Genomic DNA, 21,565 nt, shown 5'->3' with positions numbered 1-21,565 from the left:
CCGTCACCGGCGGACCCTAGCCTGAGCTTCAAATGACCGGCCCCAAAGGGCTGGCGGTTACCCAGGCAGATCGAGCAGACAGAATGAGAAACCGGGCCCCTCACAGCCCCCACCTGCCGCTATCGGTCATGGCGTCCCACCACATGCGGGGTGTTGGAGTGCCATGACCACCTATGTCGTCACCATCGCCAACTGGAACGACCCTGCCTTCTGGGCCGCCATCTCCGAAGCCGCGGGCGGCCACGCGCTCGACGTCTCCGGCCTGCCGTCGCATTTCGACATCGACATCGACAAGGCATCGGGCCGGATCATCCTCAGCGATGGCACCACGACCTTTACCGTGGGCGAAGCGGGCTATGGCGGCACCTCCGACGCCACCCTCGGCGGCGGCACCCTGCTCGACTATTTCGAAACGCTTGATGTCGGGGACGGCGATCACCGTGTCATCGGTGACACTGCGGCGGAAACCATCACCACCGGCAGCGGCAACGACACGATCCACTATGGCGACGGCGCCGATACCGTCCGCGCGGGCGACGGCGACGATTTCATCGACGACGCGCCGGGCCTCGACTCCTCCGCGACCGGCAGCCTCGTCTTCGCCGACGGCGGCAACGACACCGCCTATGGCACCGCCGGCGACGATACAATGCACGGCGGCACCGGAGACGACTATCTGGGCGGCGACGGCGGGGCGGATCACATCTTCGGCGGCGACGGGGCCGACACCATCCTCGGCGGCACCGGCGACGACCGCATCTCGGCGGATGACGTCACGCCCACCGGCCCCAACCTGATCGTCAACGGGTCTTTCGAAGACACCACCGGCATGACGACCACGGTCTATGGCTTCCAGAGCACAACCGGCAGCGTGCCGGGATGGACCGACTCCGGCGGCAGCCTTGTCGATTTTCACAATGACGGCCGCGGCGGGCTTTCGGCCACCGACGGCGCCAACTGGCTCGACATGGAAGGCGACGCAGGCCAGCACCTCGCGATCTCGCAAACCGTCGCGGGCCTTCAGCCGGACAGGATTTACCAGCTCAGCTTCGACGCGGGCGATCTGTCCAGCGCCGATGACGGCACGGCGCAGGACAACACGCTCCAGGTCTACTGGAACGGCCAGCTGGTCGACACCATCGACCCGCCCGACGGCGGCTGGCAGACCTACACCTACACCCTCACCGGCGGCGCGGGCGACGGCACCGGCACGCTGGAATTCCGCGGCGCGGGCGCCAATGATGCCAACGGTGTCTCGGTCGACGCGGTGGAACTCCACGCCGCCACCGCCGCACCGGGCGGCGCCGATTCCGTCCTCGGCGGCGACGGCGACGACACGCTGCTGACAGGCGCGGGCGAAGATACCGTCGCCGGCGGCACCGGCAACGACCGCATCGACCTGGGCGCGGAGGACGGCGCCACCGACACGCTGGTTTTCTCCGATGGCGACGGCGCCGACACCGTCACCGGCTTCGAAGGGCCCACCGACAACGGCGACGGCACCTTCGCCGGCCGCGATCAGCTCGACCTTTCCGGCGCGACCGACGCCGCGGGCAACCGGCTCAACACCCGCGACATCACCGTGGGCGACGACGGATTCGGCAACGCGCTGCTCAGCCTTCCCAGCGGCGACAGCCTCACCCTTGTCGGCATCGCCCCCGCCGACCTTTCGGACGAGGACGCGCTGGCGGCCATGGGCATGCCCGCGCCCGACGACATCGTCACCGGCACGGGCGGTGCCGACCTGATCGACGCCGGATACACCGGCGACCCACAAGGCGACGCCATCGACGCCGCCGACAACGCCACCGGCACCAACGACGATTCGGTTCAGGCGGGTGCAGGCGACGACACGCTCGTTTCGGGCGCGGGCAACGACACGATCGACGGCGGCACCGGGGCCGATCAGATCGACGCGGGCACGGGCGACGACGAAATCCTCGTCGACCAGGGCGACACCGTGCAAGGCGGCGACGGCGACGACACGTTCCGCCTGACCGATCTCGACACCACCGGCACCGGCAACGCCGCCATCGACCTCACCGGCGGCGAGGGCGACGAAACCAATGGCGACACGCTGATCCTCACCCCGGACGTCAGCCGCGACTCAATCACGTTCTCCAATACCGACGACGCGGCGGGCGGCCTCTCGGGCAGCTTCACCATGGCCGACGGCACGCCCGTCACCTTCTCCGAGATCGAGAACATAATCTGTTTCACCCCCGGCACGATGATCCTCACCAGCCACGGCGACCGTCCCATCGAAACCCTGCAACCCGGCGACCTCGTCGTCACCCGCGACCAGGGCCTGCGCCCGATCCGCTGGATCGGCAGGCGCACCGTCGAGGGCCAAGGCCGTTTCGCCCCGATCCGCGTCGGCGCGGCCGCGCTCGACCCCACGCGCAAGGGCCTGCTGGTCTCGCCCCAGCACCGCATCCTCTATACCGGCTACCGTGCCGAGCTTCTGTTCGGGGAAAGCGAGGTTCTGGTGCCCGCGACACATCTGGTCGATGGCCGCGAGGTCCTGCGCCAGCCCTGCGACCAGGTCACCTATATTCACCTGATGTTCGACCATCACGAGGTGATCTACGCCGAAGGCTACGCCACCGAGAGCTTTCACGCCGGCGATGTCGGCCTGGACGCCATCGCAGAGCCCGCCCGCGAAGAGCTGTTCGCGCTTTTCCCCGAACTGCGCACCGCGCCGGGCCACCACCTGGAAACCGCCCGCACCTGCCTCAGGAAACACGAGGCCGCCCTTCTGATCGAAGACACCGGAGGCGCGTTCTACTAGCCCGGGGGTGCCGCCCGGTGCGTCTTCACGCCGTCCCGTTCACGCCAGGCGCAGCGCGGGGCCACGCGCGCCCGCCTGCCATTTGCGGGCGGCATCGCCCAGCGCCTCGAACAGGCAGCGGCTGACCGGATCGTTCTCGGCGTTCCATTCCGGGTGCCATTGCACCGCCAGCGCAAAGCCCGGCGCGCCGTCGATATAGACGGCCTCGGGCGTGCCGTCATGCGCGTGGCCGTCAACCACGATACCCTTGCCCGGCTTGACGATCCCCTGCCCGTGCAGCGTGTTGGTCATCACCTTGTCCGATCCCATCAGCCGATGGAAAACGCCGCCCTCGGAAAACGTGACCTCGTGGCGCAGCGCGAATTTCTCCTCCAGCGTGCCGTCGGGCGGCATCCGGTGGTTGTCGCGCCCCGGCAAGTCGCGGATCTCGGGATGCAGCGTGCCGCCCAGCGCCACGTTCACCTCTTGGAAGCCACGGCAGATCCCCAGGATCGGCTGCCCTTTCGCCACGCAGGCCCGCACCAGCGGCAGGGTCAGCGCATCGCGCTCGCGGTCAAAGGCGCCATGCGCCTCGGTGGGCGCCTCGCCATATTCCTCGGGATGGATATTGGGCCGCCCGCCGGTCAGCACGAACCCGTCGCAGATCGCCATCAATTCCTCGACGCTCACCAGCGCCGGATCGCTCGCCACCAGCATCGGAATGCAGTCCGACACCTCCGACACCGCTTCCGAGTTCATCCGCCCCACCGCGTGCACGGGATAGCGGTCGTCGATGGCGTAGCTGTTGCCGATAATGCCGATCACGGGGCGCGTCATGTGTGTCCTTCGTCTGCTGCGGTTGCGACTTTAGGATAATATCACCAACGAATAAGAAAACCTCAACAGGCGCACAAGCGGGACTGCAAATTTGCCGCCCTGTTAACCCTTTCCCAAGCCCCCTCGCCTAGTTTCAGGGCGCAGGCGGAGGCACCGCACCTGTCGGGGCGCCACATTGCATCCCGGGGCCCCGGGGGGCCGGGAGCGTCCGTCTGCACCTGCCTCCCGTTTCCACGTTGCCTCCCCTTTCGCATCGCCCTACCCTCCGCACGAACCTTCCCAGACGGAGAGACACGCGATGAAAGACGCCGCCCCCCAGCCGATCTATCTGGCCGACTATACGCCCCCCGCGCATCTGGTCGATCATGTCTCGCTCACCTTCCGTCTCGACCCGGAAAAGACCCGCGTCATCAGCAAGATCGCCTTTCGCCCCAATCCCGACGGGCCCGGCGGCCCCCTGCGCCTCGACGGCGAGGATCTGACCCTGATCGCCGCCCACATCGACGGCACCGGGGTCACGCCAGAGGTCACACCCCGCGGCCTCACCGTCGCCGCCCCCGACGCCCCCTTTACGTTCGAGGCCGAGGTCGAAATCGCCCCCATCCGCAACACCGCGCTCGAAGGTCTCTACATGTCGAACGGCATGTACTGCACCCAGTGCGAGGCCGAGGGTTTTCGCAAGATCACCTATTACCCCGACCGCCCCGACGTGATGGCCACCTTTGACGTCCGCATCGAGGGCGACGAGACGATCAAGCTTTCCAACGGCAACCCTGGCGCATCCGGCGACGGCTTTGCCGCATGGCACGATCCCTGGCCCAAACCCGCCTATCTCTTCGCGCTGGTGGCCGGTGACCTGATAAACCACCCCGACAGCTTCACCACGAAATCCGGCAAGCAGGTGGAGCTCAACATCTGGGTCCGCCCCGGTGACGAGCACAAATGCGCCTTCGGCATGGAGGCGCTCAAGAAGTCCATGAAATGGGACGAAGACGTCTATGGCCGCGAATACGACCTCGACATTTTCAACATCGTCGCGGTCGACGATTTCAACATGGGCGCGATGGAAAACAAGGGGCTGAACATCTTCAACTCCTCCGCCGTGCTGGCCAGCCCCGAAACCTCGACCGACATGAATTTCGAGCGGATCGAGGCGATCATCGCGCATGAATATTTCCACAACTGGACCGGCAACCGCATCACCTGCCGCGACTGGTTCCAGCTTTGCTTGAAGGAAGGCCTCACCGTCTTCCGCGACGCCCAGTTCACCGCCGACATGCGGTCCGAGCCTGTCAAGCGCATCGACGACGTCATCACCCTGCGCGCCCGACAGTTCCGCGAGGATAACGGCCCACTCGCGCACCCCGTCCGCCCCGCCAGCTTTGTCGAGATCAACAATTTCTACACCGCCACCGTCTACGAAAAAGGCGCCGAGCTGATCGGGATGCTGAAAACCCTCGTCGGCGACGCGGCCTATTACCAGGCCCTCGACCTCTATTTCACCCGCCACGACGGCGACGCCGCCACGATCGAGGACTGGCTGAAAGTGTTCGAGGACACCACCGGCCGCGACCTCTCCCAGTTCAAACGCTGGTACGAGGACGCGGGCACCCCGCGCGTCTCGGTCACCGACGATTTCTCGGGCGGCACCTACACCCTCACCTTCGAGCAGCACACACCCCCCACCCCGGGACAGGACGACAAGCCGCCCCGCGTCATCCCCATCGCCGTGGGCCTGCTGTCGCCCAACGGCGACGAGGTGCAGCCCACCAAGGTGCTCGAAATGACCGAAGCAAAACAAAGCTTTACCTTCGACGGCCTGTCGTCGAAACCCGTCCCCTCCATCCTCCGCGGCTTCTCCGCGCCCGTCATCATCGAACGCGACACCACCAACGACGAACGCGCCTTCCTGCTCGCCCACGACACCGACCCATTCAACAAGTGGGAAGCGGGCCGCGACCTTGCCCGCGACGCCCTTGTCGCCATGATCCGCGACGGCGCCGCCCCCGACGAGGCCTACATAGACGCCGTGCACACCGTGGCCCGCGACGACAGCCTCGATCCGGCCTTCCGCGCGCTGGCTCTCGGCCTGCCTAGCCAGGACGACCTTGCACAGACGCTTTTCGACACCGGCACCACCCCCGACCCGCAGGCCATCTGGGACGCCATCGAGACCCTGCGCCACGCCCGCGCCGAACGGATGCAGGACACCGCAACGCGCCTTTACGCCCAGTTCCAGGTGTCCGAGCCCTACCGGCCCGACGCCGCACAATCCGGCGCCCGGTCGCTCGCCAACGCCGCCCTCAGCCTGATCAACCGGCTCGACGGCGGCGCGCAGGCACAGAAACAGTTCGATGCCGCCGACAACATGACGCAACAGCTTGCCGCCTTCTCCTGCCTGCTTCAGGCCGGCAAGGGCGCGGCGGCCACGCAATCCTTCTACACCCAGTGGCAGAACGACCGCCTGGTGATCGACAAGTGGTTCATGATGCAGGTCGTCCACGCCGCCCCCGAAGACGCCGCAGCCACGGCGGCCCACCTCACAGAACATCCTGATTTCACGATGAAAAATCCCAACCGCTTCCGCGCCACGCTGGGCGCGCTCACCATGAACGCGGCGGGCTTTCACCACGTCTCGGGCGCGGGCTACGACCTTCTGGCCGACTGGCTGATCCGGCTCGATCCGCTCAACCCGCAAACCACCGCGCGGATGTGCTCGGCGTTCGAGACCTGGCGGCGCTACGACGAGACCCGCCAGGGTCTCATCACGTCCCAGCTCGACCGCATCCTGTCGACGCCCAACCTCAGCCCCGACACCACAGAAATGGTGACCCGCATCCGCGGCGACTGACCTTCGATTAGAACCTTTTCGGCCACACCGCGACTGACAGATCAAGCCGCCCCGCGCATTGCCGTTGCGTCATCATGCGGGGCCGCTTAACTGACCGCACGTTGCCGCAAGGGACTTTCAGCTATGCACATTATTCTCGGCCTGATCGGCCTCTCCACGGCGGCTTATTTCCTCGTCATCCGCGCCCGCAACGCCGCACATGTCGCCTCCGACCTCTCCGACATGGCCCGCGACGTGCGCTCCGCCGCCCGCCGCTTCGGCTTCAAGCGCCAGACCAACATCCACCCGGTCGAGACCATCGAGGAGCCGAACCTCGCCATCGCCGCCCTCGGCACCGCGTTTCTGGAAATGGACGACCTGCCCACGAAGGAGCAGCGCGACGCGCTCAATGCCGCCTTGCGCGAGCAGTTGCAGATGTCCGCCGCCGACGCCGACGAGGCGCTGATCCTCGGCCACTGGTTCGTCTCCGAATGCCACGGCCCGGAAACCGCCGTACCGCGCCTCGGCCGCAAACTCTACAAGCTTGACGGTCAGGCCAGCTTCGAGCCGCTCCTGTCGGTCGTCACCGCCACGGCGCAGGCTGGAACGGGCGATCTAAACGCCAAACAGCGCGAGGCGCTCGACGAGATCCGCCGCGCCTTCCGCATCAAATGATCGGGACTATTCGCTGACGGGAATCGGCTGCGGCTCGGGCGCGGCATCCGCCGCCGCCGGCACCTCCTGCGCCTCGGGCGTCTCCGCCTCCGGCGCGCGACCCACGACATCGGGCAGGTCCTGCACCGCGGGTTCGACCCCGATCGCCTCGGGCTCGGGCGCGGGAAGCGTGCGCACCACCACCAGGTCGTCGGGCCGCAGCCGCGGACGCACGGTACTCATCGGCTTGCAATAGGTCTGCCGCCGCGTCCACGCCATCATGTCGCGCCGCTTGCTGCCGCTGTGCAGCGGCCCCCAATCGGCCGCCACGCCGCGCATCCCGCGCGACACCACGCCGTCCCGCGTCACCGTCTTGGCCATGATCCGGATCGCGCAGCTCAGGTTCGTCGGCCCGTGCTTCAGGTCCCCCCCGCTCCGGCCGCGACACCCGTAAAGCCTTGCCGTTGCGGGCAAAATCTGCGTCAGCCCGTACCACCGCCCGCCGCCGCCCACGGCGCGGGACCGATAGGTGCTCTCGTGCTTGACCAGCGCCGACAGGAACCCCACCCAGAAGGCCCGCCGCTGCGCCGGGCTGGCATCGGGATAGGCCGGGCACCACTCCTCGATGTCGCGCGGCACCATGTCGGTCAGGGGCTTGCCGTGATCCTTCAGTGCCGCCAGCGCCGCACGCGTCCACAGGCGCGACTCGCCCACATGCTCCCACCGCGTGCGCGGCACATTACCGTCGCGCGCGGGCGGCGACACCCGTGTCACCACTCCGTCCCTCAGCACCACGCCGTCCTCCTCGGCCGCGGCAAGTGACTGAAAGCACAGGCATATCACAAGGGCAGCGAACCTGAGCATCGGCGCAGTCTGCCCGGAACCCCGCGCCAAGGCAAGACTATTGAGACCATGGGCAATTTCCCTCTTGTCTCCGCGTCCCTGCCGCTTTTTGGCCGGATTGCCCTGTCACAAAGGTCCCGACATTACGAGCAGGCCGAAGGTATGGCACGACAGTCCCGACATCACGGCGCGCAAGGCGGCGCGCCCCTCCCCCCGTCCACCAAGCCGCCCCGCGGCCTGCGCAAGTGGTTCGCCGCGCGCAGCGCGCCCGCCCGCCCGGGCCCGGCGCCGCGCCGCTCGACCGAGGATATCGATTCGCTGGCCAAGCGCATCATCGTGCCCTCGCTGCCGGTCTCGGACGAGGAAATGGCCCGCGCCACCCACCAGGATCGCGGCCAGAAACTCGCCCGGCAGGAAGCGTGGCAGGCCCTGTCGGACAAGATCCAGTACGCCGATCACACCCGTCTGGCCACGCCGGGCGGCGAAACCGCCTCGCTGCTGCTGGCCCAGGGCGCGCGCGGCGATATCGTCGCCGCCGCCGAGGATTCGCTGCATGACGGCCAGCCCCCGGCGCCCGAGGCCATCGAGGCGCTGGAGGAGGTGCTCGACGAGATGCCGGGCGACTACCCCACGGCCCTCGTCGTGGCGCTGGCGCATATCGACATCGCCTGGGCCTGGCGCAACATCGCCGCCCGCGACGATCCCGCCACCGCGGCCCGCGCCATTGCCGGCCATATCGCCAGCGCCGACGCCATCCTGGAGCCCTATGACGGCCCCGTCATCGACTCGCCCTCGATCGCCGCCGCCCGCTGCGCCCTCATTGCCGCCTGCGACAAGCGCGGCCGCCGCGTGGCCGAGGAATACGGGGCCCTGATCGCGCTCGATCCCGACGGCCACCGCCATATCCGCGCGCTTGGCCGCCACATCCTGCCGCCCTATGCCGGTGGCGTGAAGGCGCTCGAGGTCGCCGCCCGCCGCGTCGCCGCCCGCACCCAGGACACCTGGGGCGCCGGCGCCTACACCTGGGCCTATCTCGACGCCCTGGCGCTCGACCCGCGCGCGTTCGACCTGCTCGAACCGGGCTTCTTCGTCGAGGGGCTGCGCGACATCCTCGCCCGCAAGGACGACCAGCACGTGATAAACCTTCTGGCCGCCTTCTGCGCCATCGCCATGGCGCCCGGCGCGGGCGACCGGGTGCTCTCGCCCCATGCCGACCGCACACGAGCCGAGATCCACGACTGCGTCGACTGGATTCTCGAACATCACCTGCAGGAACTGCATCCGCTGATCTGGTCCCAGACCCTGCTGATGCCGGGCCACGCGCCGCTTCTGCCATCGCGCCGCGCGCTCATCGCCAAGGGGCGCCAGACCGCCCTGCGCATCATAGCCGCCCGCTTTGCCGGCCATATCGCCGACGGCTCCTCGCTCGCCTTCTCGCGCCAGGGCATGTACCGCCTGCCCGCGCTCTGACAGTTGGCGGGCGGGATCGTCGCGGCACCGCCGGCATGTCGGCAATGAGCCCAATGTGACCAATGACGCAACATCCGCGGATGTCTGATATTTTTTCTTGACGCAGCAATAGCCGACACAGAAAAATCTTGCGGAAATGATATTCAAAGCAAACCCTCGTATCTTTTTTTCAAATTTTATTGGACGTTAACTCACTATGAAATTTGATCAATCAGAGCAGTCAGCGCCGAGGAGACTGTGAATGAACAACGGGTCAATGTCTTGGATTAGTTTTTTGCCTTTTGTGATCACGCTAATTGTTGCAACTGGCGGCTGGCTATTCACATACTTTCACGCTCGCTACCGGTCGCAGCAGGAAGTGCGGCTTAAGCTAGTGAACGACAAACTAAGGCTCCTATACGGGCCGCTTTACGCGAGACTGCTGGCTGGAAACGAAGCATGGTCCTCTTTTTCGAAGACCAAATGGCCGAAACATGGTCAAGCGGGTTACTTCGCCGACGGGTACCATTTGACTGAAGAAGAGCTGGCTACATGGCGGCACTGGATGAGGCACGTGTTTCACCCAATGAATAAGAAACTTGAAGCCATAATCGTTGATCACATGGACCTAGTAGAGGATGATCAGCTGCCAAAAGTATTTACCGACGTTCTAGCCCATATTCACGTTTACGATGCGGTGATCAAAGCGTGGGATGAAGGTGATTTTTCTGCCCATACCTCAGTGACCAATTTCCCTGCTCACGAACTAATGCATGCCGTTGAGCCAATCTACAAAAAGCTGAGAAGTGAGCAAGCAACCCTGTCCGGTATGGAGTTAAGTGGAGGTTGATAGCAAAGCAGAAATTCAGTCATCAGGCAAACGCGACAGGACAATCCGCACAACCGCGATTCGTGAGCAAGACTCCTTCGAGGTAGATGTGCAACATTTTAAGACGACCAAGGACCCGGACCATTATTCCATGCCTTCAGGCGTCCCCATCCCCTTCTCCCACAACCACGTGATCCTCGGGGATATTCGGCTGCGGATAATCCGCCGTCGTCCCACGCCGCACAAAGACCGAGCCATGCACCCGCGCGCCCTGAGGAATATGCCGGTACTCGCAGAGCGGCAGGTAGAACCCCAGGAACGTCCTGCGCCGGCTCAGGCTGTAGCGCGTCTTAAAGAACGGCAGGAATTCGACCACCTTCCAGCCCCACGTCATCGACTCGTTGGGCCGCGCCAGCGGATCGGGCGCCACATAGCGCCCCTCCGCATCCTCTCCCAGAACCAGCCGCCGCACCGTCGGTTCCTTGAACATCACCCCCAAGGGACGCAGCTCGTCGATCATCCATGTCAGCGGAAACTTCGCCAGTTGGCTGCGCTTTTCGGGATAGCCGCCGCCCACGTCGCCATGCACGCCCGAGAACCACACCTCGTCCACGTCCTGCGGCGCGATCTTGCTCTCGTCTTGGGGCCGGAACGCGCTGCCCCAGTACTCGCCGCCCCCGGGCCAGGGTGTCGGCAGGTACATCGTGCGCCGCTCGTCGATCGCCAGCGCGTGGCGCACCGACCGCACGGACGGGTTCTCGGACACATGCGCATGGTTGCGGATCCGCGGCAGCCGCGCGCTCCATTCGATCACCGACCCCACCGTATCGAACAGGCCCAGCGCCCGGATCGCCGGCCGCCGCGGCCGCAGCATCCGCTCGAACAGCCGCACCTCGGCAAAGGGGTTGCGCTCGGGCTCGCGCGCATCGGTCACGTCCCGCCCCGTCGCCTGCCCGATATTCTTGTAGGCCCGGTAGGCATAGTTCAGCAGGTTCAGGTTGCGCGCCTCGATCAGCCCCAGCGCATGGATGAACCCCGCCAGGACCCGCGCAGTATAGGCCCCCCGGCTAAACCCGATGATATAGATGCGGTCCGGCGCCTCGTCCGCCACGTTCTCGCGCGTGCCGTCATCGTAATGCTCCACCAGGAAGCGGTACGCCTCCTTCACGTTGGCATCCAGCCCCCAGCCGGTGATCAGGCCCCAGATCTCCACCGCCCTGCGCCAGAAGCTCAGCCAGGCATTCTCGGCCCCGAAAGTCCCCACCCCGGGATCGTAGAACACAAGCTGGTCCTCGTCCTTCTTCAGGCAGCCATAAAGCCGCAGGATATTGGTCCGGTTGCGGGCAATCTCGTTCGACGTCCCGTCGCACAGCAGGATGATGTTCTTGGGCATGGCAAAGGCCTTTCTAGAAATGACGTGTCGCCGGAAAACCCGGCACAACCATAAAGCAATGCCATCATCCTACCCCTCAACCCCTCCGGTTGCCAAGCGCGCCGCCCGCAGCCGTCCCCTCACTGCGGCCGACGCAGCCGCCCGGCGGCGGCCCGGGCGCGGACCTCCGATGGCGTCGTCCCGGTCCAACGGCGGAACGCGCGGCTGAAATGCGCCGCGTCGCTGTAGCCCAGCCGCTGCGCGATATCGGTCAGCGGCACGACCCCCGCGCGCACCATCTCCAGGGCGCGATCCCGCAACATCCCGTCCAGCACGCCGCGGAACGACACCCCCTCGCGGTCCAGGACGCGCTGCAGCGACCGCCGGCTCATGCCCAGCTTGCCCGCCGCCCAGTCGATGCGCGGCTGCCCCTCCAGCAGCGCGATCGCCGCCAACGCCGCCACCTCGCCGGCCGGCCCCCGCGCCAGCGGCAGCTCCGGCCCCCCGCCGCCCTCGGCCCTGCGGGTCTGCGGACCGGGCGCCGCCAGCAGCGACAGGTCGAACTCCACCGCCGAGACCCGCGCGCCATGCCGCACCGGCGCGCCGAAGACCCGTTCCAGCGCCGCCGCCTCCGCCCGTCCGGCGCAGGTCGCGTGCACCATCGCCGGCCGCCAGCCCGGCCCGGCATAAAAGCGCACCGCGTCGATCAGATAGCTCACGCCCAACAATTCGTTCTGGAACCGCCCGTCCCCGCCCGGATCGAGAAACCCGATCGACCAGCAGGCCCGGTCCCCGCGCACCCGCAATGTCAGGTCCGTCGCCGTCTGCAGGTATCGGTTGAGGCACCGGTTCGCCCGGTCGATCGACCCCGCCAGGGTCGGCGCTTCCCCGATCCACCGGCCGAAGTCGCTCAGCTTCGCGGCTTTAACCTCGCGCCCCAAAGTCGCGCCAAAGAACGCATCGCCGGTTTCACGCCCCGCGGCACTCAGCAACCGGAACTGCTCCTGCAGGGGGAGCGCCATCTCGGGATTGTCCAGCAGCGCCAGCGGCAGGTCGACGCTGCGAAAGACCCGTTCGATCGAACCGCCCCGCCCCTCGACGACCTCGGCGATCGGCCCCAACGCACTTGCCCGTGTATAGCCCCGCATCCGCCGCGCCTCCCCGCGCCGCGCCGGGGCCACCGCGCGCCCGGCTTCGGCAGCAAACAGCCCCTGGCACCGATTGGCAAGCGTCGCCGCCCAGCGCCGTGCTATCCTGCCGGCATTTCCACCGGAGAACAGAATGACCGACACCAACCTCAGCCGGCCCCCGACCCCATCGGCGCCCGCCGCCGGCCTTCTCGACCAGTCCAACGTCACCTGGAACACGCTCGAAGGGTTTGACCACGTCTGGTATCACATCCTGAAAGTGGACCCGGACGCGACAACCGTCGACCTGCTGCTCAAGTTCGCGGCCAACCAGCGCATCCTGCTGCACCGGCACCACGCCGATTACAGCACCCTCATCCTGCAGGGAGAGCTGCGCCTCTACGACGCCTCCGGCACCCTGACCGAGATCCGCCCCACCCTCAGCTTCGTCGAAAAACCGGCCGGCGGCCCGCCGCACAGCGAGGGTGGCGGCGACATCGACTGCATCGCGTGGTTCAGCAATCGCGGCACCGACGGCATGATCTACGAAATCCTCGGCCCCGACCTCGAAACCGTCGCCACCCTCGGCCTGCCCGATTTCCACGCCCTCTGGCTGGCCCAGGTGCCGCCAGTGCAGCCCTCGCATCCCGATTAACGCGCCGTTCCCCGTCACGGGCCAAAGGCTCAGACGCCCTTGCCCGCGCCCGCGCTCTGGCCTAGAACCGCGCTGATACCTTGAACGGAGCGCGCAACCCATGCTGGACCTGACCTATGAGACCCCGAAACCCAAGGTGATCGCCGGGGCGAAACAGGACTGGGAACTCGTCATCGGGATGGAGGTCCACGCGCAGGTGGCCTCCAACGCCAAGCTCTTCTCCGGCGCCTCCACCCGCTTCGGCGCCGAGCCCAATTCCAACGTCGCTTTCGTCGACGCCGCCATGCCCGGCATGCTGCCCGTCATCAACGAATACTGCGTCGAGCAGGCGGTGCGCACCGGCCTCGGCCTCAAGGCGCAGATCAACCTCAAATCCGCCTTCGACCGCAAGAACTACTTCTATCCCGACCTGCCGCAGGGCTACCAGATCAGCCAGCTTTACGAGCCGCTGGTGGGCGAAGGCGAAATCCTCGTGGACATGGAGCCGGGCATCGCCCGCCTCGTGCGGATCGAACGCATCCACATGGAACAGGACGCGGGCAAGTCGATCCACGACATGGACCCCGCCATGTCCTTCGTCGACCTCAACCGCACCGGCGTGTGCCTGATGGAAATCGTCAGCCGCCCGGATATCCGCGGCCCCGAAGAGGCCGCCGCCTATGTGGGCAAGCTGCGCCAGATCCTGCGCTACCTGGGCACCTGCGACGGTAACATGCAGAACGGCAACCTGCGGGCGGACGTCAACGTCTCCATCTGCCAGCCCGGCGCCTACGAGAAATACCGCGAAACGGGCGATTTCTCACATCTCGGCACCCGCTGCGAGATCAAGAACATGAACTCCATGCGCTTCATCCAGATGGCCATCGACTATGAGGCCCGCCGCCAGATCGCCATCGTCGAAGGCGGCGGCACCGTCGATCAGGAAACCCGCCTCTACGACCCGGACAAAAACGAAACCCGTTCCATGCGCTCCAAGGAAGAGGCGCACGACTACCGCTACTTCCCCGACCCCGACCTCCTGCCGCTGGAAATCGAACAGGGCTGGATCGACGACATAGCCGCGTCCCTGCCCGAACTCCCGGACGAGAAAAAGGCCCGCTTCGTCAAAGATTTCAGCCTGTCGGAATACGACGCCAACGTCCTGACCGCCGAGCACGAGAACGCCGCCTTCTTCGAAGAGGCCGCCGCAGGCCGCGACGGCAAGCTGACCGCCAACTGGGTCATCAACGAGCTTTTCGGCCGCCTGAAAAAGGACGACCACGACATCACCGACAGCCCCGTGTCACCGGCACAACTGGGCGGCATCGTCGACCTTATCGCCTCCGACGCCATTTCCGGCAAGATCGCCAAGGACCTCTTCGAGATCGTCTATACCGAGGGCGGCGACCCCGCGCAGATCGTCGAAGAGCGCGGCATGAAACAGGTGACGGATACAGGCGCCATCGAAACCGCCGTGGACCAGATCATCGCCGACAACCCCGCCCAGGTGGAAAAGGCCAAGTCGAACCCCAAGCTTGCCGGCTGGTTCGTGGGCCAGGTGATGAAGGCCACCGGCGGCAAGGCCAACCCCAAGGCCGTCAACGAGATCGTCGCCCAAAAACTCGGACTGTAAGCGGCCAGAATTTTCGTACGAAAATTCTCAAGCCCAGAAAATTCGCACGAATTTTCTGGGCGCCCCGTTCACATCACTCCGCGTTGAACTGCTGCGGCTGCTGGCCCTGCTGCATCTGTCCCGCCGGCACGGTCTGGAACCCCGCCGCCTTCCAGGCCTCGATCCCGCCGCGATACCAAAGCACGTTGGTATACCCGAGGTTGATCGCCCTGAGCGACGCGTTGTAGGACATCCAGCATTCCACCGACAAACAGTAGAACACCAGCGGCGTGTCGGTCTTGCCCTGCGTCAGCTGGGTCAGGAACTGCCCCATCTGCTGTTGGGTCTGGTCCTGGAAACTGCCCGCCTGCGAGGCGCCCACCGCGGGGATCGCCCCCGGCAGCGTCTCGTTGCCGCCCAGCACGTCAAAGAGCGCATAGGGCATCTGCCGCTGGACCATCTCCGTCAGCCCCTTGGTGGTGATCAGCTGACCTCCGGGGATGGAATTGGGCGTGGGTCCGTGCATCGCCCCGCTGTGCAGCTGGTTCGTCGCCGGAACGCCCATGTCGCGCCGCTCCTGCTCGGCCAGCGCATCCAGCTGCGGGTTCCCGGTCGGCTGGGTGGTCGGGGTATTGGTGGGCTGCGTTGTCGGTTGCGTCTCCGGCAAGGTGGGCGGCTGGTCGGGCGGCGTCTGCGTCGCCTGCCAAAGCCCCTGAAGCGCGGGCACGTTGCCCGCCTGCGTCCAGTCGGCCATGCCATTGGCCCAGACCAGCGTGGTTTGCTGCAACGCGCCGCTCTGCGCCTTGGCCGCCAGCTGGTCCATCGAATAGGGTCCGCCCTGCTGGCCGTTTTCCACCACGTAGAACGGTTCCGACTGCGCCGCCGCCGCCAGCGGCAGCACCGCCAGCATCAACCCGGTCGCAATCCTCATCGCCAGTCGTCTCATGAACATTTTCCTCTCACATAAAAATCCAAGCACATCTAGATCTTGCGCCGCGACACCGTGCCTTGCGCGTCGCGGATGGTATTGTCGTCGATCACCTCGAACTCCGCCGGCGGCACCTCTGTCCGCTCGACCCGGTCGGCCTCGGCCGGATCGTCGCTCGGCAGGGTCATGACCAGCGGCGCGGCAAAGACGATCTCGAAACGGTCCGGCGCCTTGCGCGTCACGCTATAGCCGCCCTCCGACGCAAGCCTCATGGCCCGCGCCGAGCCAGCCGCGTCGGTCAGGTCGACCTGCCCGGTGAAACTGTAGATGCCATCGGCGCGAAAGACCGTCTCGCCGGTGGCCACGCCCCGGCCCAGGCCCGGCAGTTCGGTCGTGACCGGCTCCGACCTCCAGGTGCCCTGCACGAACCGGCCGAAATCGCGCTCCTTCGGGATCGGCGGCAGGGCGGGGTCGAACAGCGCGCCCACCTCCGGCACCTCCGCCGCCGGCTGCCACGCCGCCATGCCGGTCGTCCAGACCGGCGTGTCGCGCCTGAGCCGCCCCATCAACATCCGGGTGCGCAGCTCGTCGATGAAATACGGGCCCGCCTCCCGGCCCGCATGCGCCATGTAATATTCCGTCCGCTCCGCTTGCGCGCGGGCCGCCTCCGGCCCGGCGAGACCGGCAAGGCCCGTAAACAGGAAAGCGATCAACAGGCGCAAGACGGTCCCCCCGCGGTTTCGCGCGGCCCCGGCGCCGCGCTGCATCAGACCGACTATCGCGCCCCGGCGCAGCCGCGTCCTCACCCAATTGGGTGAAGCCGCCAGACCGCCTTTTCGGGTTTACTGTCCGTCAACCACCAGCGGCCAGCCGCACAGACCTATCAGGGGGAGGCCTCCGTGCCACGTTCTCGTCTTCCATACCTTACCGGCGTGCTTGCCTGCGCCCTCGTTCTTGCCCTGCCGCTGCCCGGCCACGCGCAATCGCCGCTCGATCCGCATCTGGGCCCGCTTTCCGGCGTCGTCGAGACCGGGCGGGACGACCCCTGGACCGTCGGCACCGAAGGCGGCTGGGCCACGTTCCGCAACACCAGCGATCCCGGTGACGTGCGCTATTACTGGACCGAATTGACCGACATGGCCGATACCGATTTCTCGGTCGCCGTGACGCTCTTTGCCCAGTCGGACGAGCCCGCGCCGATGCATGCCGGCATGATCTTCAATTACGAGGCCGCCGACAGCTACTTCGCCGTCAGCATTGCCAGCGACGGAACCCCGTTCGTGATCGTGCGCAACGCCGACGGCTTCAATCCGCAGCCGCTCGACACCACTTCCGCGCAGCTCGACGGCAGCGATGTCCTCAGGCTCGAGGTCGAAGGCACCGATGTCCACGCGACGCTGAACGGCGACACGCTGATCAACGCCAGCTTCGGCGGCCCGGTGTCGCGCCGCACCGGGATCATCACCTATGGCACCGGCGTCGCGGGCTTTACCGGCCTCACGGTCGAGCCGATCCGGACCGCCAGCCCCCTGCCGACACCGGGCGGCGACACCCCCCTGCCCACGCCCGGCGGCGACGACGATGGCCCGCCCACCCCGCCTGCAAATGACGGCGGCGACGGTCCTCCTCCCATTCCCAACACTGGCGGCGACGGCCCCCCGCCGATCCCCAATGCCGGCGGCGACGGCCCTCCGCCCATCCCCAATACCGGCGGCGACGGCCCGCCACCCATTCCCAATACCGGCGGCGACGGCCCTCCACCCATTCCCAACACCGGCGGCGACGGCCCGCCACCCATTCCCAATACCGGCGGCGACGGCCCTCCACCCATTCCCAACACCGGCGGCGACGGCCCTCCACCCATTCCCAATACCGGCGGCGACGGACCTCCGCCCATTCCCAACACCGGCGGCGATGGCCCTCCGCCCATCCCCGGCCAGCAGGAAGGCGGACAGCAGACACCCGGCACGTCCCCGATTGCCGGCCTCACCGCGGACCAGGCCCAGCGCCGCATGGGCGTCGCCCTCGGCATCTTCCTGCACGAGATGGCGCACGCCGTGATCGGCGAAACCGACCTGCCGGCCACCGGCCCCGAGGAAGACACGGCCGACAGTTTCTCGGCCTTCGCGATGGCCAGCGTGATGGAAGGCGCCACACCCCAGACCGCCGAGTACATCACCGGCATCATCAGCAGTTCGACGCTGTTGTGGTACTACTCCGCCAAGGCGCTCGAACAGCACCAGGTCACCCATGACTGGCAGGACGAGCACGCGCCCGACATCAAGCGCTTCCGCAACTCCTTCTGCATCATCTACGGCTCCGAGCCGCAGGTCTTCGACCCGCTCGCCAACAAGGTCGACTTCACCGACCGCTCCCGCCAGCGCTGCGCCCAGGAATACCAGACCAAGTTCGAAGCCTGGGAAGAATTGCTGGCCCTGCGCGGCCGCAACCTCGGCCCCGACCTGCCCGGCCGCTTCCCCGCCAACCAACCCGGCGGCAAGATCAACCTCGTTTTCCAGCCGACGCAGACGGACTACGGCCGCACCACCGAGGCGCTGATGAAATTCAACGATCTGATCCCGACGCTGTTGCGGGTCTTCGAGGAGTATTTCGTCTGGCCCCGCGACCTGACCGTCACCTTCCGCGATTGCGAGGAAATCAACGCCTGGTACAACCCGAACGACAGCTCGGTGACGATGTGCTACTCGGCGATCGAATTCTACGAGACCTTCCTGGCAAGGGGTCTCACGTCGGGCAACTGAACGGAATGCGGTGCCGCTCCGTGGGGGAGGAAAGGCGCGTTGCGCCTAACGCCGGCGCCGCAATCCCATGCCGCGTCCCGCCGTTTCGGGGCGCGGCAGTTTCCCGTGCTGCTCGGCCACCTGCCGCAGGCGCGCCAGGATCGCCTCGGGCATCGGCGCCACCTTCGGTCCCGACTGGTCCACATGCAGCGCGATCCCCTCGCCCGTCGCCACCACGGTGCCATCTTCGCGGATCAGCTCCTGGTAGCTGTGAAACCGCTTCTCGTCATGGTCGAGGATGCGGAACGCAGCCTGCACCCGGTCGCCCAGCTTCAGCTCGCGCAGGTAACGCACGTGAAACTCGGCAGTGTAGGTGGTGCAGCCGCTGGAGTCGCGATACTCCGGCCCGAACCCGATCTCGGCATAGGCCTCGTCGGCGGCGCGGTCGAACAGGACCGTGTAATACCCCATGTTCATATGCTGGTTATAGTCGATCCATTCCGCCTCGACGGCGTGAAAGCTGGACATCAGGGGCGCAGGCTCGGTCATGGAAGATGCCATAGCATGGGCCCTAAGCGCATGACCACGCTTTACGCGCCCACCAGACCAATTTATACCAGTTACACCGAAATTGGTCTGGTCCGATGAGCACAGAAACCCAAGACACCGCCCCCGAACTGCGCCTCGCCCATCCGGTCGGCGCCACCGTGCAGATCGTCGTCGACACGCTCTTCGCGCGCATCAAGTCCGAGGAATACCCCCGCGACACCCGCCTGCCGTCCGAGCGCACGCTCGCCGCCGAACTGGGCGTCGCCCGCAACACCGTGCGCGAGGCGCTCGACGTGCTCGAGGGCCAGGAGGTGATCCGCCGCCGCCCCGGCGCCGGCAGCTTCGTTACCTACCGCTCCACGCCCCAGGCCGCCCCCTCGCCCGATTCCGTCGCCGGCGAGACCAGCCCCCTCGACCACCTCGTTGTGCGCGGCATCCTCGAGCCCGAAATCGTCCGGCTGGCAGTTGTGAACATGACCCCGCGGATGCTGACCGCGCTGTCAGAAACCCTGTCGCGGATCGAGACCGTCACCACCGATATCGACGCCTTCATCGCGCTCGAGGAACAGCTCTACCTGCAGATCGCCGAAGGCACCGGCAACGCCCTTCTGGCCTCCTGCTACCGGCTGGCCATCGACACCTACCGCGAAAGCTATCGCACCCGCCTGCGCCGCCGCGCGCTCACGCCGCGCCGGATGCAGGACTACCAGAAACGCTACAACACGCTCTACAACGCCATCGCCTCGCGCGATGTCGGCCAGGCGGTGGAGTTCATCAAGCTGCATCTCGTCGAGGAACAAAAACTGCTTCTTCAGGATGATTGACGCGCATTAACCCCGGTTAACGCAAGGCCAAGACTTTTCAGAAAAGTCTTGGCAAAAGCCTTCAAAAGGCTTTTGCACCGCCCGCCCCGTTCACTTGCCAAATCAGCAAAAAACGCACCGTCGGAATACCACCCGGATACCGACGCAATACCGACACGCCGATTCGGCCCGATTCGCCCGCGTTTACCCTTCAGTCGCACCCTCGCCCTGCACCACGCGCGCCCCCAGCGCCAGCACCCGCTCATAGGACAGCCGCTGCTGCCACATCTGCCCCAGGTCCTGCATCTCTGCCCGCAACAGATCCTCGTGCCGCCGCAGCCATCCCGGCACCGACCCGAACGCCACGACCCTGGCCCGCCCCTCCTCGATACGCACCACCGGCCAGTCGCCCACCAGCGCGTTGTCAATCCCGAACATCTCCGTGCCCCACCACTCGGCGGGACCGAAAGCATGTGTGACTTCGCCCAGCTGTTTCATCGCCGCCAGCACGCTTGCCGGCGCCACGCTGTCGGCCTTTTCGACCGCGGCGTGCCAGATATCCAAGATCGCCGCGTATTCCCAACTCACGGCCGTCCAGCTGTCGGGATAGGCGGCGTTGTATTCCTCGTAGAACGCATGCGGCCGGTTGAAGAAAAACGCCTTCTCGCTCAGCGCCGGATCGTCGAAATCGGGGAACTGGAACACCACGCCTTCCATGAACTCCGCGCCCAGCTTCTCCACCAGGTGACCGTAATGATCGCAGGTGCAGGACAGGATTTGTCCTTTGAATCCCTTGGCATGTGCATATTCCGTCATCGCGTGCACCATTGGCGTATAGCTCGTGCACCAGCACAGGATATCGGGGTTCGCGGCCAGCATCGGCCCCACCACGTTCTCCGCCGGTGCGCCTTCCGCGGGGTACTGCACCTCGTGCACGATCTCGACCCCCGCCGCCTTGAACGCCGCGCGGTAGGTGGCCAGCGACGGAAGGCCCATGCCGTCCTGCTGCGCGCAAAGCGCGACGGTCTTCAGCTCCGGATGCCGCTGCGTCAGCCACTCCACTCCCGTGACCACGTAAACCGGATGCACCTCCGACGGCGCAATGAGGTAAGGCGCGTCCGGCGACAGGTCCGAGGGCAGCAGGGTCGAGGTCAGGATGCGCCTGTCCATCAGGTCCTGCCCCACCGCGCGATAGGCGTCGCCGCCCAGCATCATCATCAGCTTGATGTCGTGGTCGCGCATGAGCGCCTGCGCCCCCTCGCGCGCCGCGTCAGCACTTTCTCCACTGTCATATGAGTGAATGCGGATCGGATAACGCCGCCCCCCGATCAGCACCCCGCCCGCGTTGTTCAGCCACCGCTCCCAGATGCGGCAGCCCTGCAATCCGGGCAGCCCCCAGCTTTCCGCCTGCCCCGACAACGGCGCCAGGAAACCGATATCCACCGTGCGCGCCATGCCCACCGACAGGCGCGGCATCACCCCCGAAAGGGCCAATCTCTGAGCAAAACTTGATGTTTCCGCGGCCACCGCACGCTCCCTTAAGGAATCCTTGACAGACTGGTCCAGTCTTTGGCTTAGTAAAAGGAA

The 21,565-nt window shown here is 66.3% G+C and carries 17 protein-coding genes; 9 read left to right on the top strand and 8 right to left on the bottom strand.

The window, feature by feature from the left end:
* Positions 1 to 163: 163 nt before the first annotated feature.
* Complete coding sequence (locus tag FIU89_RS06170) at positions 164 to 2,791, top strand: Hint domain-containing protein (protein WP_152491791.1); 2,628 nt, start codon at positions 164 to 166, stop codon at positions 2,789 to 2,791.
* Positions 2,792 to 2,830: 39 nt separating this feature from the next.
* Here the strand turns inward: FIU89_RS06170 and FIU89_RS06165 are convergent, their stop codons facing one another.
* On the bottom strand, positions 2,831 to 3,607 hold the full coding sequence (locus FIU89_RS06165) for a gamma-glutamyl-gamma-aminobutyrate hydrolase family protein (protein ID WP_152491790.1): 777 nt from the start codon (positions 3,605 to 3,607) through the stop codon (positions 2,831 to 2,833).
* A gap of 298 nt (positions 3,608 to 3,905) precedes the next feature.
* Here FIU89_RS06165 and pepN point away from each other — a divergent pair, with 298 nt between their 5' ends.
* Together pepN and FIU89_RS06155 are read left to right on the top strand one after the other, a co-directional pair.
* Positions 3,906 to 6,458 (top strand): aminopeptidase N, encoded by a 2,553-nt coding sequence (gene pepN, locus FIU89_RS06160; RefSeq protein WP_152491789.1) that lies wholly within the window; start codon positions 3,906 to 3,908, stop codon positions 6,456 to 6,458.
* Between the two features lie 123 nt (positions 6,459 to 6,581).
* A complete protein-coding gene (locus tag FIU89_RS06155) occupies positions 6,582 to 7,112 on the top strand; it encodes a hypothetical protein (protein WP_152491788.1) in 531 nt (176 codons plus the stop codon).
* A gap of 6 nt (positions 7,113 to 7,118) precedes the next feature.
* On the opposite strand, the gene FIU89_RS06150 is transcribed toward FIU89_RS06155, so the two are convergent.
* Positions 7,119 to 7,955, bottom strand: coding sequence for a transglycosylase SLT domain-containing protein (locus tag FIU89_RS06150; RefSeq protein WP_216647053.1), 837 nt, complete (start codon positions 7,953 to 7,955; stop codon positions 7,119 to 7,121).
* 141 nt (positions 7,956 to 8,096) lie between these two features.
* Between FIU89_RS06150 and FIU89_RS06145 the strand changes: the two genes are divergently transcribed.
* Both FIU89_RS06145 and FIU89_RS06140 read left to right on the top strand, forming a co-directional pair.
* The gene (locus FIU89_RS06145) at positions 8,097 to 9,404 is read left to right on the top strand and encodes a hypothetical protein (protein ID WP_152491787.1); all 1,308 of its coding nucleotides are present in this window, start codon (positions 8,097 to 8,099) and stop codon (positions 9,402 to 9,404) included.
* Positions 9,405 to 9,645: 241 nt separating this feature from the next.
* Complete coding sequence (locus tag FIU89_RS06140) at positions 9,646 to 10,233, top strand: hypothetical protein (RefSeq protein WP_152491786.1); 588 nt, start codon at positions 9,646 to 9,648, stop codon at positions 10,231 to 10,233.
* A 136-nt stretch (positions 10,234 to 10,369) separates the two neighbouring features.
* On the opposite strand, the gene FIU89_RS06135 is transcribed toward FIU89_RS06140, so the two are convergent.
* Together FIU89_RS06135 and FIU89_RS06130 are read right to left on the bottom strand one after the other, a co-directional pair.
* On the bottom strand, positions 10,370 to 11,605 hold the full coding sequence (locus tag FIU89_RS06135; RefSeq protein ID WP_152491785.1) for a DUF2235 domain-containing protein: 1,236 nt from the start codon (positions 11,603 to 11,605) through the stop codon (positions 10,370 to 10,372).
* Between the two features lie 119 nt (positions 11,606 to 11,724).
* Positions 11,725 to 12,732 carry an AraC family transcriptional regulator gene (locus tag FIU89_RS06130; RefSeq protein ID WP_172978040.1) on the bottom strand — a complete coding sequence of 336 codons (1,008 nt, stop codon included), beginning with the start codon at positions 12,730 to 12,732 and terminating at the stop codon, positions 11,725 to 11,727.
* Between the two features lie 133 nt (positions 12,733 to 12,865).
* Between FIU89_RS06130 and FIU89_RS06125 the strand changes: the two genes are divergently transcribed.
* Both FIU89_RS06125 and gatB read left to right on the top strand, forming a co-directional pair.
* The gene (locus FIU89_RS06125) at positions 12,866 to 13,366 is read left to right on the top strand and encodes a regulator (RefSeq protein ID WP_152491783.1); all 501 of its coding nucleotides are present in this window, start codon (positions 12,866 to 12,868) and stop codon (positions 13,364 to 13,366) included.
* 100 nt (positions 13,367 to 13,466) lie between these two features.
* On the top strand, positions 13,467 to 14,978 hold the full coding sequence (gatB, locus tag FIU89_RS06120; RefSeq protein WP_152491782.1) for an Asp-tRNA(Asn)/Glu-tRNA(Gln) amidotransferase subunit GatB: 1,512 nt from the start codon (positions 13,467 to 13,469) through the stop codon (positions 14,976 to 14,978).
* Positions 14,979 to 15,051: 73 nt separating this feature from the next.
* On the opposite strand, the gene FIU89_RS06115 is transcribed toward gatB, so the two are convergent.
* Positions 15,052 to 15,903 carry a GYF domain-containing protein gene (locus FIU89_RS06115; protein WP_172978039.1) on the bottom strand — a complete coding sequence of 284 codons (852 nt, stop codon included), beginning with the start codon at positions 15,901 to 15,903 and terminating at the stop codon, positions 15,052 to 15,054.
* Between the two features lie 35 nt (positions 15,904 to 15,938).
* Positions 15,939 to 16,607 (bottom strand): DUF4339 domain-containing protein, encoded by a 669-nt coding sequence (locus FIU89_RS06110; RefSeq protein WP_172978038.1) that lies wholly within the window; start codon positions 16,605 to 16,607, stop codon positions 15,939 to 15,941.
* A gap of 177 nt (positions 16,608 to 16,784) precedes the next feature.
* Between FIU89_RS06110 and FIU89_RS06105 the strand changes: the two genes are divergently transcribed.
* Positions 16,785 to 18,647, top strand: coding sequence for a DUF4344 domain-containing metallopeptidase (locus FIU89_RS06105; RefSeq protein WP_152491779.1), 1,863 nt, complete (start codon positions 16,785 to 16,787; stop codon positions 18,645 to 18,647).
* Positions 18,648 to 18,692: 45 nt separating this feature from the next.
* On the opposite strand, the gene FIU89_RS06100 is transcribed toward FIU89_RS06105, so the two are convergent.
* Positions 18,693 to 19,175 carry a thioesterase family protein gene (locus FIU89_RS06100; RefSeq protein WP_152491778.1) on the bottom strand — a complete coding sequence of 161 codons (483 nt, stop codon included), beginning with the start codon at positions 19,173 to 19,175 and terminating at the stop codon, positions 18,693 to 18,695.
* A gap of 95 nt (positions 19,176 to 19,270) precedes the next feature.
* Between FIU89_RS06100 and FIU89_RS06095 the strand changes: the two genes are divergently transcribed.
* The gene (locus FIU89_RS06095) at positions 19,271 to 19,999 is read left to right on the top strand and encodes a FadR/GntR family transcriptional regulator (protein WP_152491777.1); all 729 of its coding nucleotides are present in this window, start codon (positions 19,271 to 19,273) and stop codon (positions 19,997 to 19,999) included.
* A 183-nt stretch (positions 20,000 to 20,182) separates the two neighbouring features.
* Here FIU89_RS06095 and FIU89_RS06090 read toward each other — a convergent pair whose 3' ends face one another.
* Complete coding sequence (locus FIU89_RS06090) at positions 20,183 to 21,454, bottom strand: ABC transporter substrate-binding protein (protein WP_152491776.1); 1,272 nt, start codon at positions 21,452 to 21,454, stop codon at positions 20,183 to 20,185.
* Positions 21,455 to 21,565: the final 111 nt, after the last annotated feature.

Source organism: Roseovarius sp. THAF27, from assembly GCF_009363655.1.
Lineage (GTDB): Bacteria > Pseudomonadota > Alphaproteobacteria > Rhodobacterales > Rhodobacteraceae > Roseovarius.
This window is presented reverse-complemented; position numbering and strand designations above follow the sequence as displayed.

Bases quoted from the DNA above. Each gene is read 5' to 3' on its own strand.
- FIU89_RS06150 (WP_216647053.1), bottom strand. From the start codon at position 7,955: ATGCTCAGGTTCGCTGCCCTTGTGATATGCCTGTGCTTTCAGTCACTT.
- FIU89_RS06155 (WP_152491788.1), top strand. From the start codon at position 6,582: ATGCACATTATTCTCGGCCTGATCGGCCTCTCCACGGCGGCTTATTTC.
- FIU89_RS06090 (WP_152491776.1), bottom strand. From the start codon at position 21,454: ATGCCGCGCCTGTCGGTGGGCATGGCGCGCACGGTGGATATCGGTTTC.
- FIU89_RS06125 (WP_152491783.1), top strand. From the start codon at position 12,866: ATGACCGACACCAACCTCAGCCGGCCCCCGACCCCATCGGCGCCCGCC.
- FIU89_RS06135 (WP_152491785.1), bottom strand. From the start codon at position 11,605: ATGCCCAAGAACATCATCCTGCTGTGCGACGGGACGTCGAACGAGATT.
- FIU89_RS06165 (WP_152491790.1), bottom strand. From the start codon at position 3,607: ATGACGCGCCCCGTGATCGGCATTATCGGCAACAGCTACGCCATCGAC.
- FIU89_RS06140 (WP_152491786.1), top strand. From the start codon at position 9,646: ATGAACAACGGGTCAATGTCTTGGATTAGTTTTTTGCCTTTTGTGATC.
- pepN (WP_152491789.1), top strand. From the start codon at position 3,906: ATGAAAGACGCCGCCCCCCAGCCGATCTATCTGGCCGACTATACGCCC.
- FIU89_RS06130 (WP_172978040.1), bottom strand. From the start codon at position 12,732: ATGCGGGGCTATACACGGGCAAGTGCGTTGGGGCCGATCGCCGAGGTC.
- FIU89_RS06145 (WP_152491787.1), top strand. From the start codon at position 8,097: ATGGCACGACAGTCCCGACATCACGGCGCGCAAGGCGGCGCGCCCCTC.
- FIU89_RS06095 (WP_152491777.1), top strand. From the start codon at position 19,271: ATGAGCACAGAAACCCAAGACACCGCCCCCGAACTGCGCCTCGCCCAT.
- FIU89_RS06170 (WP_152491791.1), top strand. From the start codon at position 164: ATGACCACCTATGTCGTCACCATCGCCAACTGGAACGACCCTGCCTTC.
- FIU89_RS06100 (WP_152491778.1), bottom strand. From the start codon at position 19,175: ATGACCGAGCCTGCGCCCCTGATGTCCAGCTTTCACGCCGTCGAGGCG.
- FIU89_RS06115 (WP_172978039.1), bottom strand. From the start codon at position 15,903: ATGAGACGACTGGCGATGAGGATTGCGACCGGGTTGATGCTGGCGGTG.
- gatB (WP_152491782.1), top strand. From the start codon at position 13,467: ATGCTGGACCTGACCTATGAGACCCCGAAACCCAAGGTGATCGCCGGG.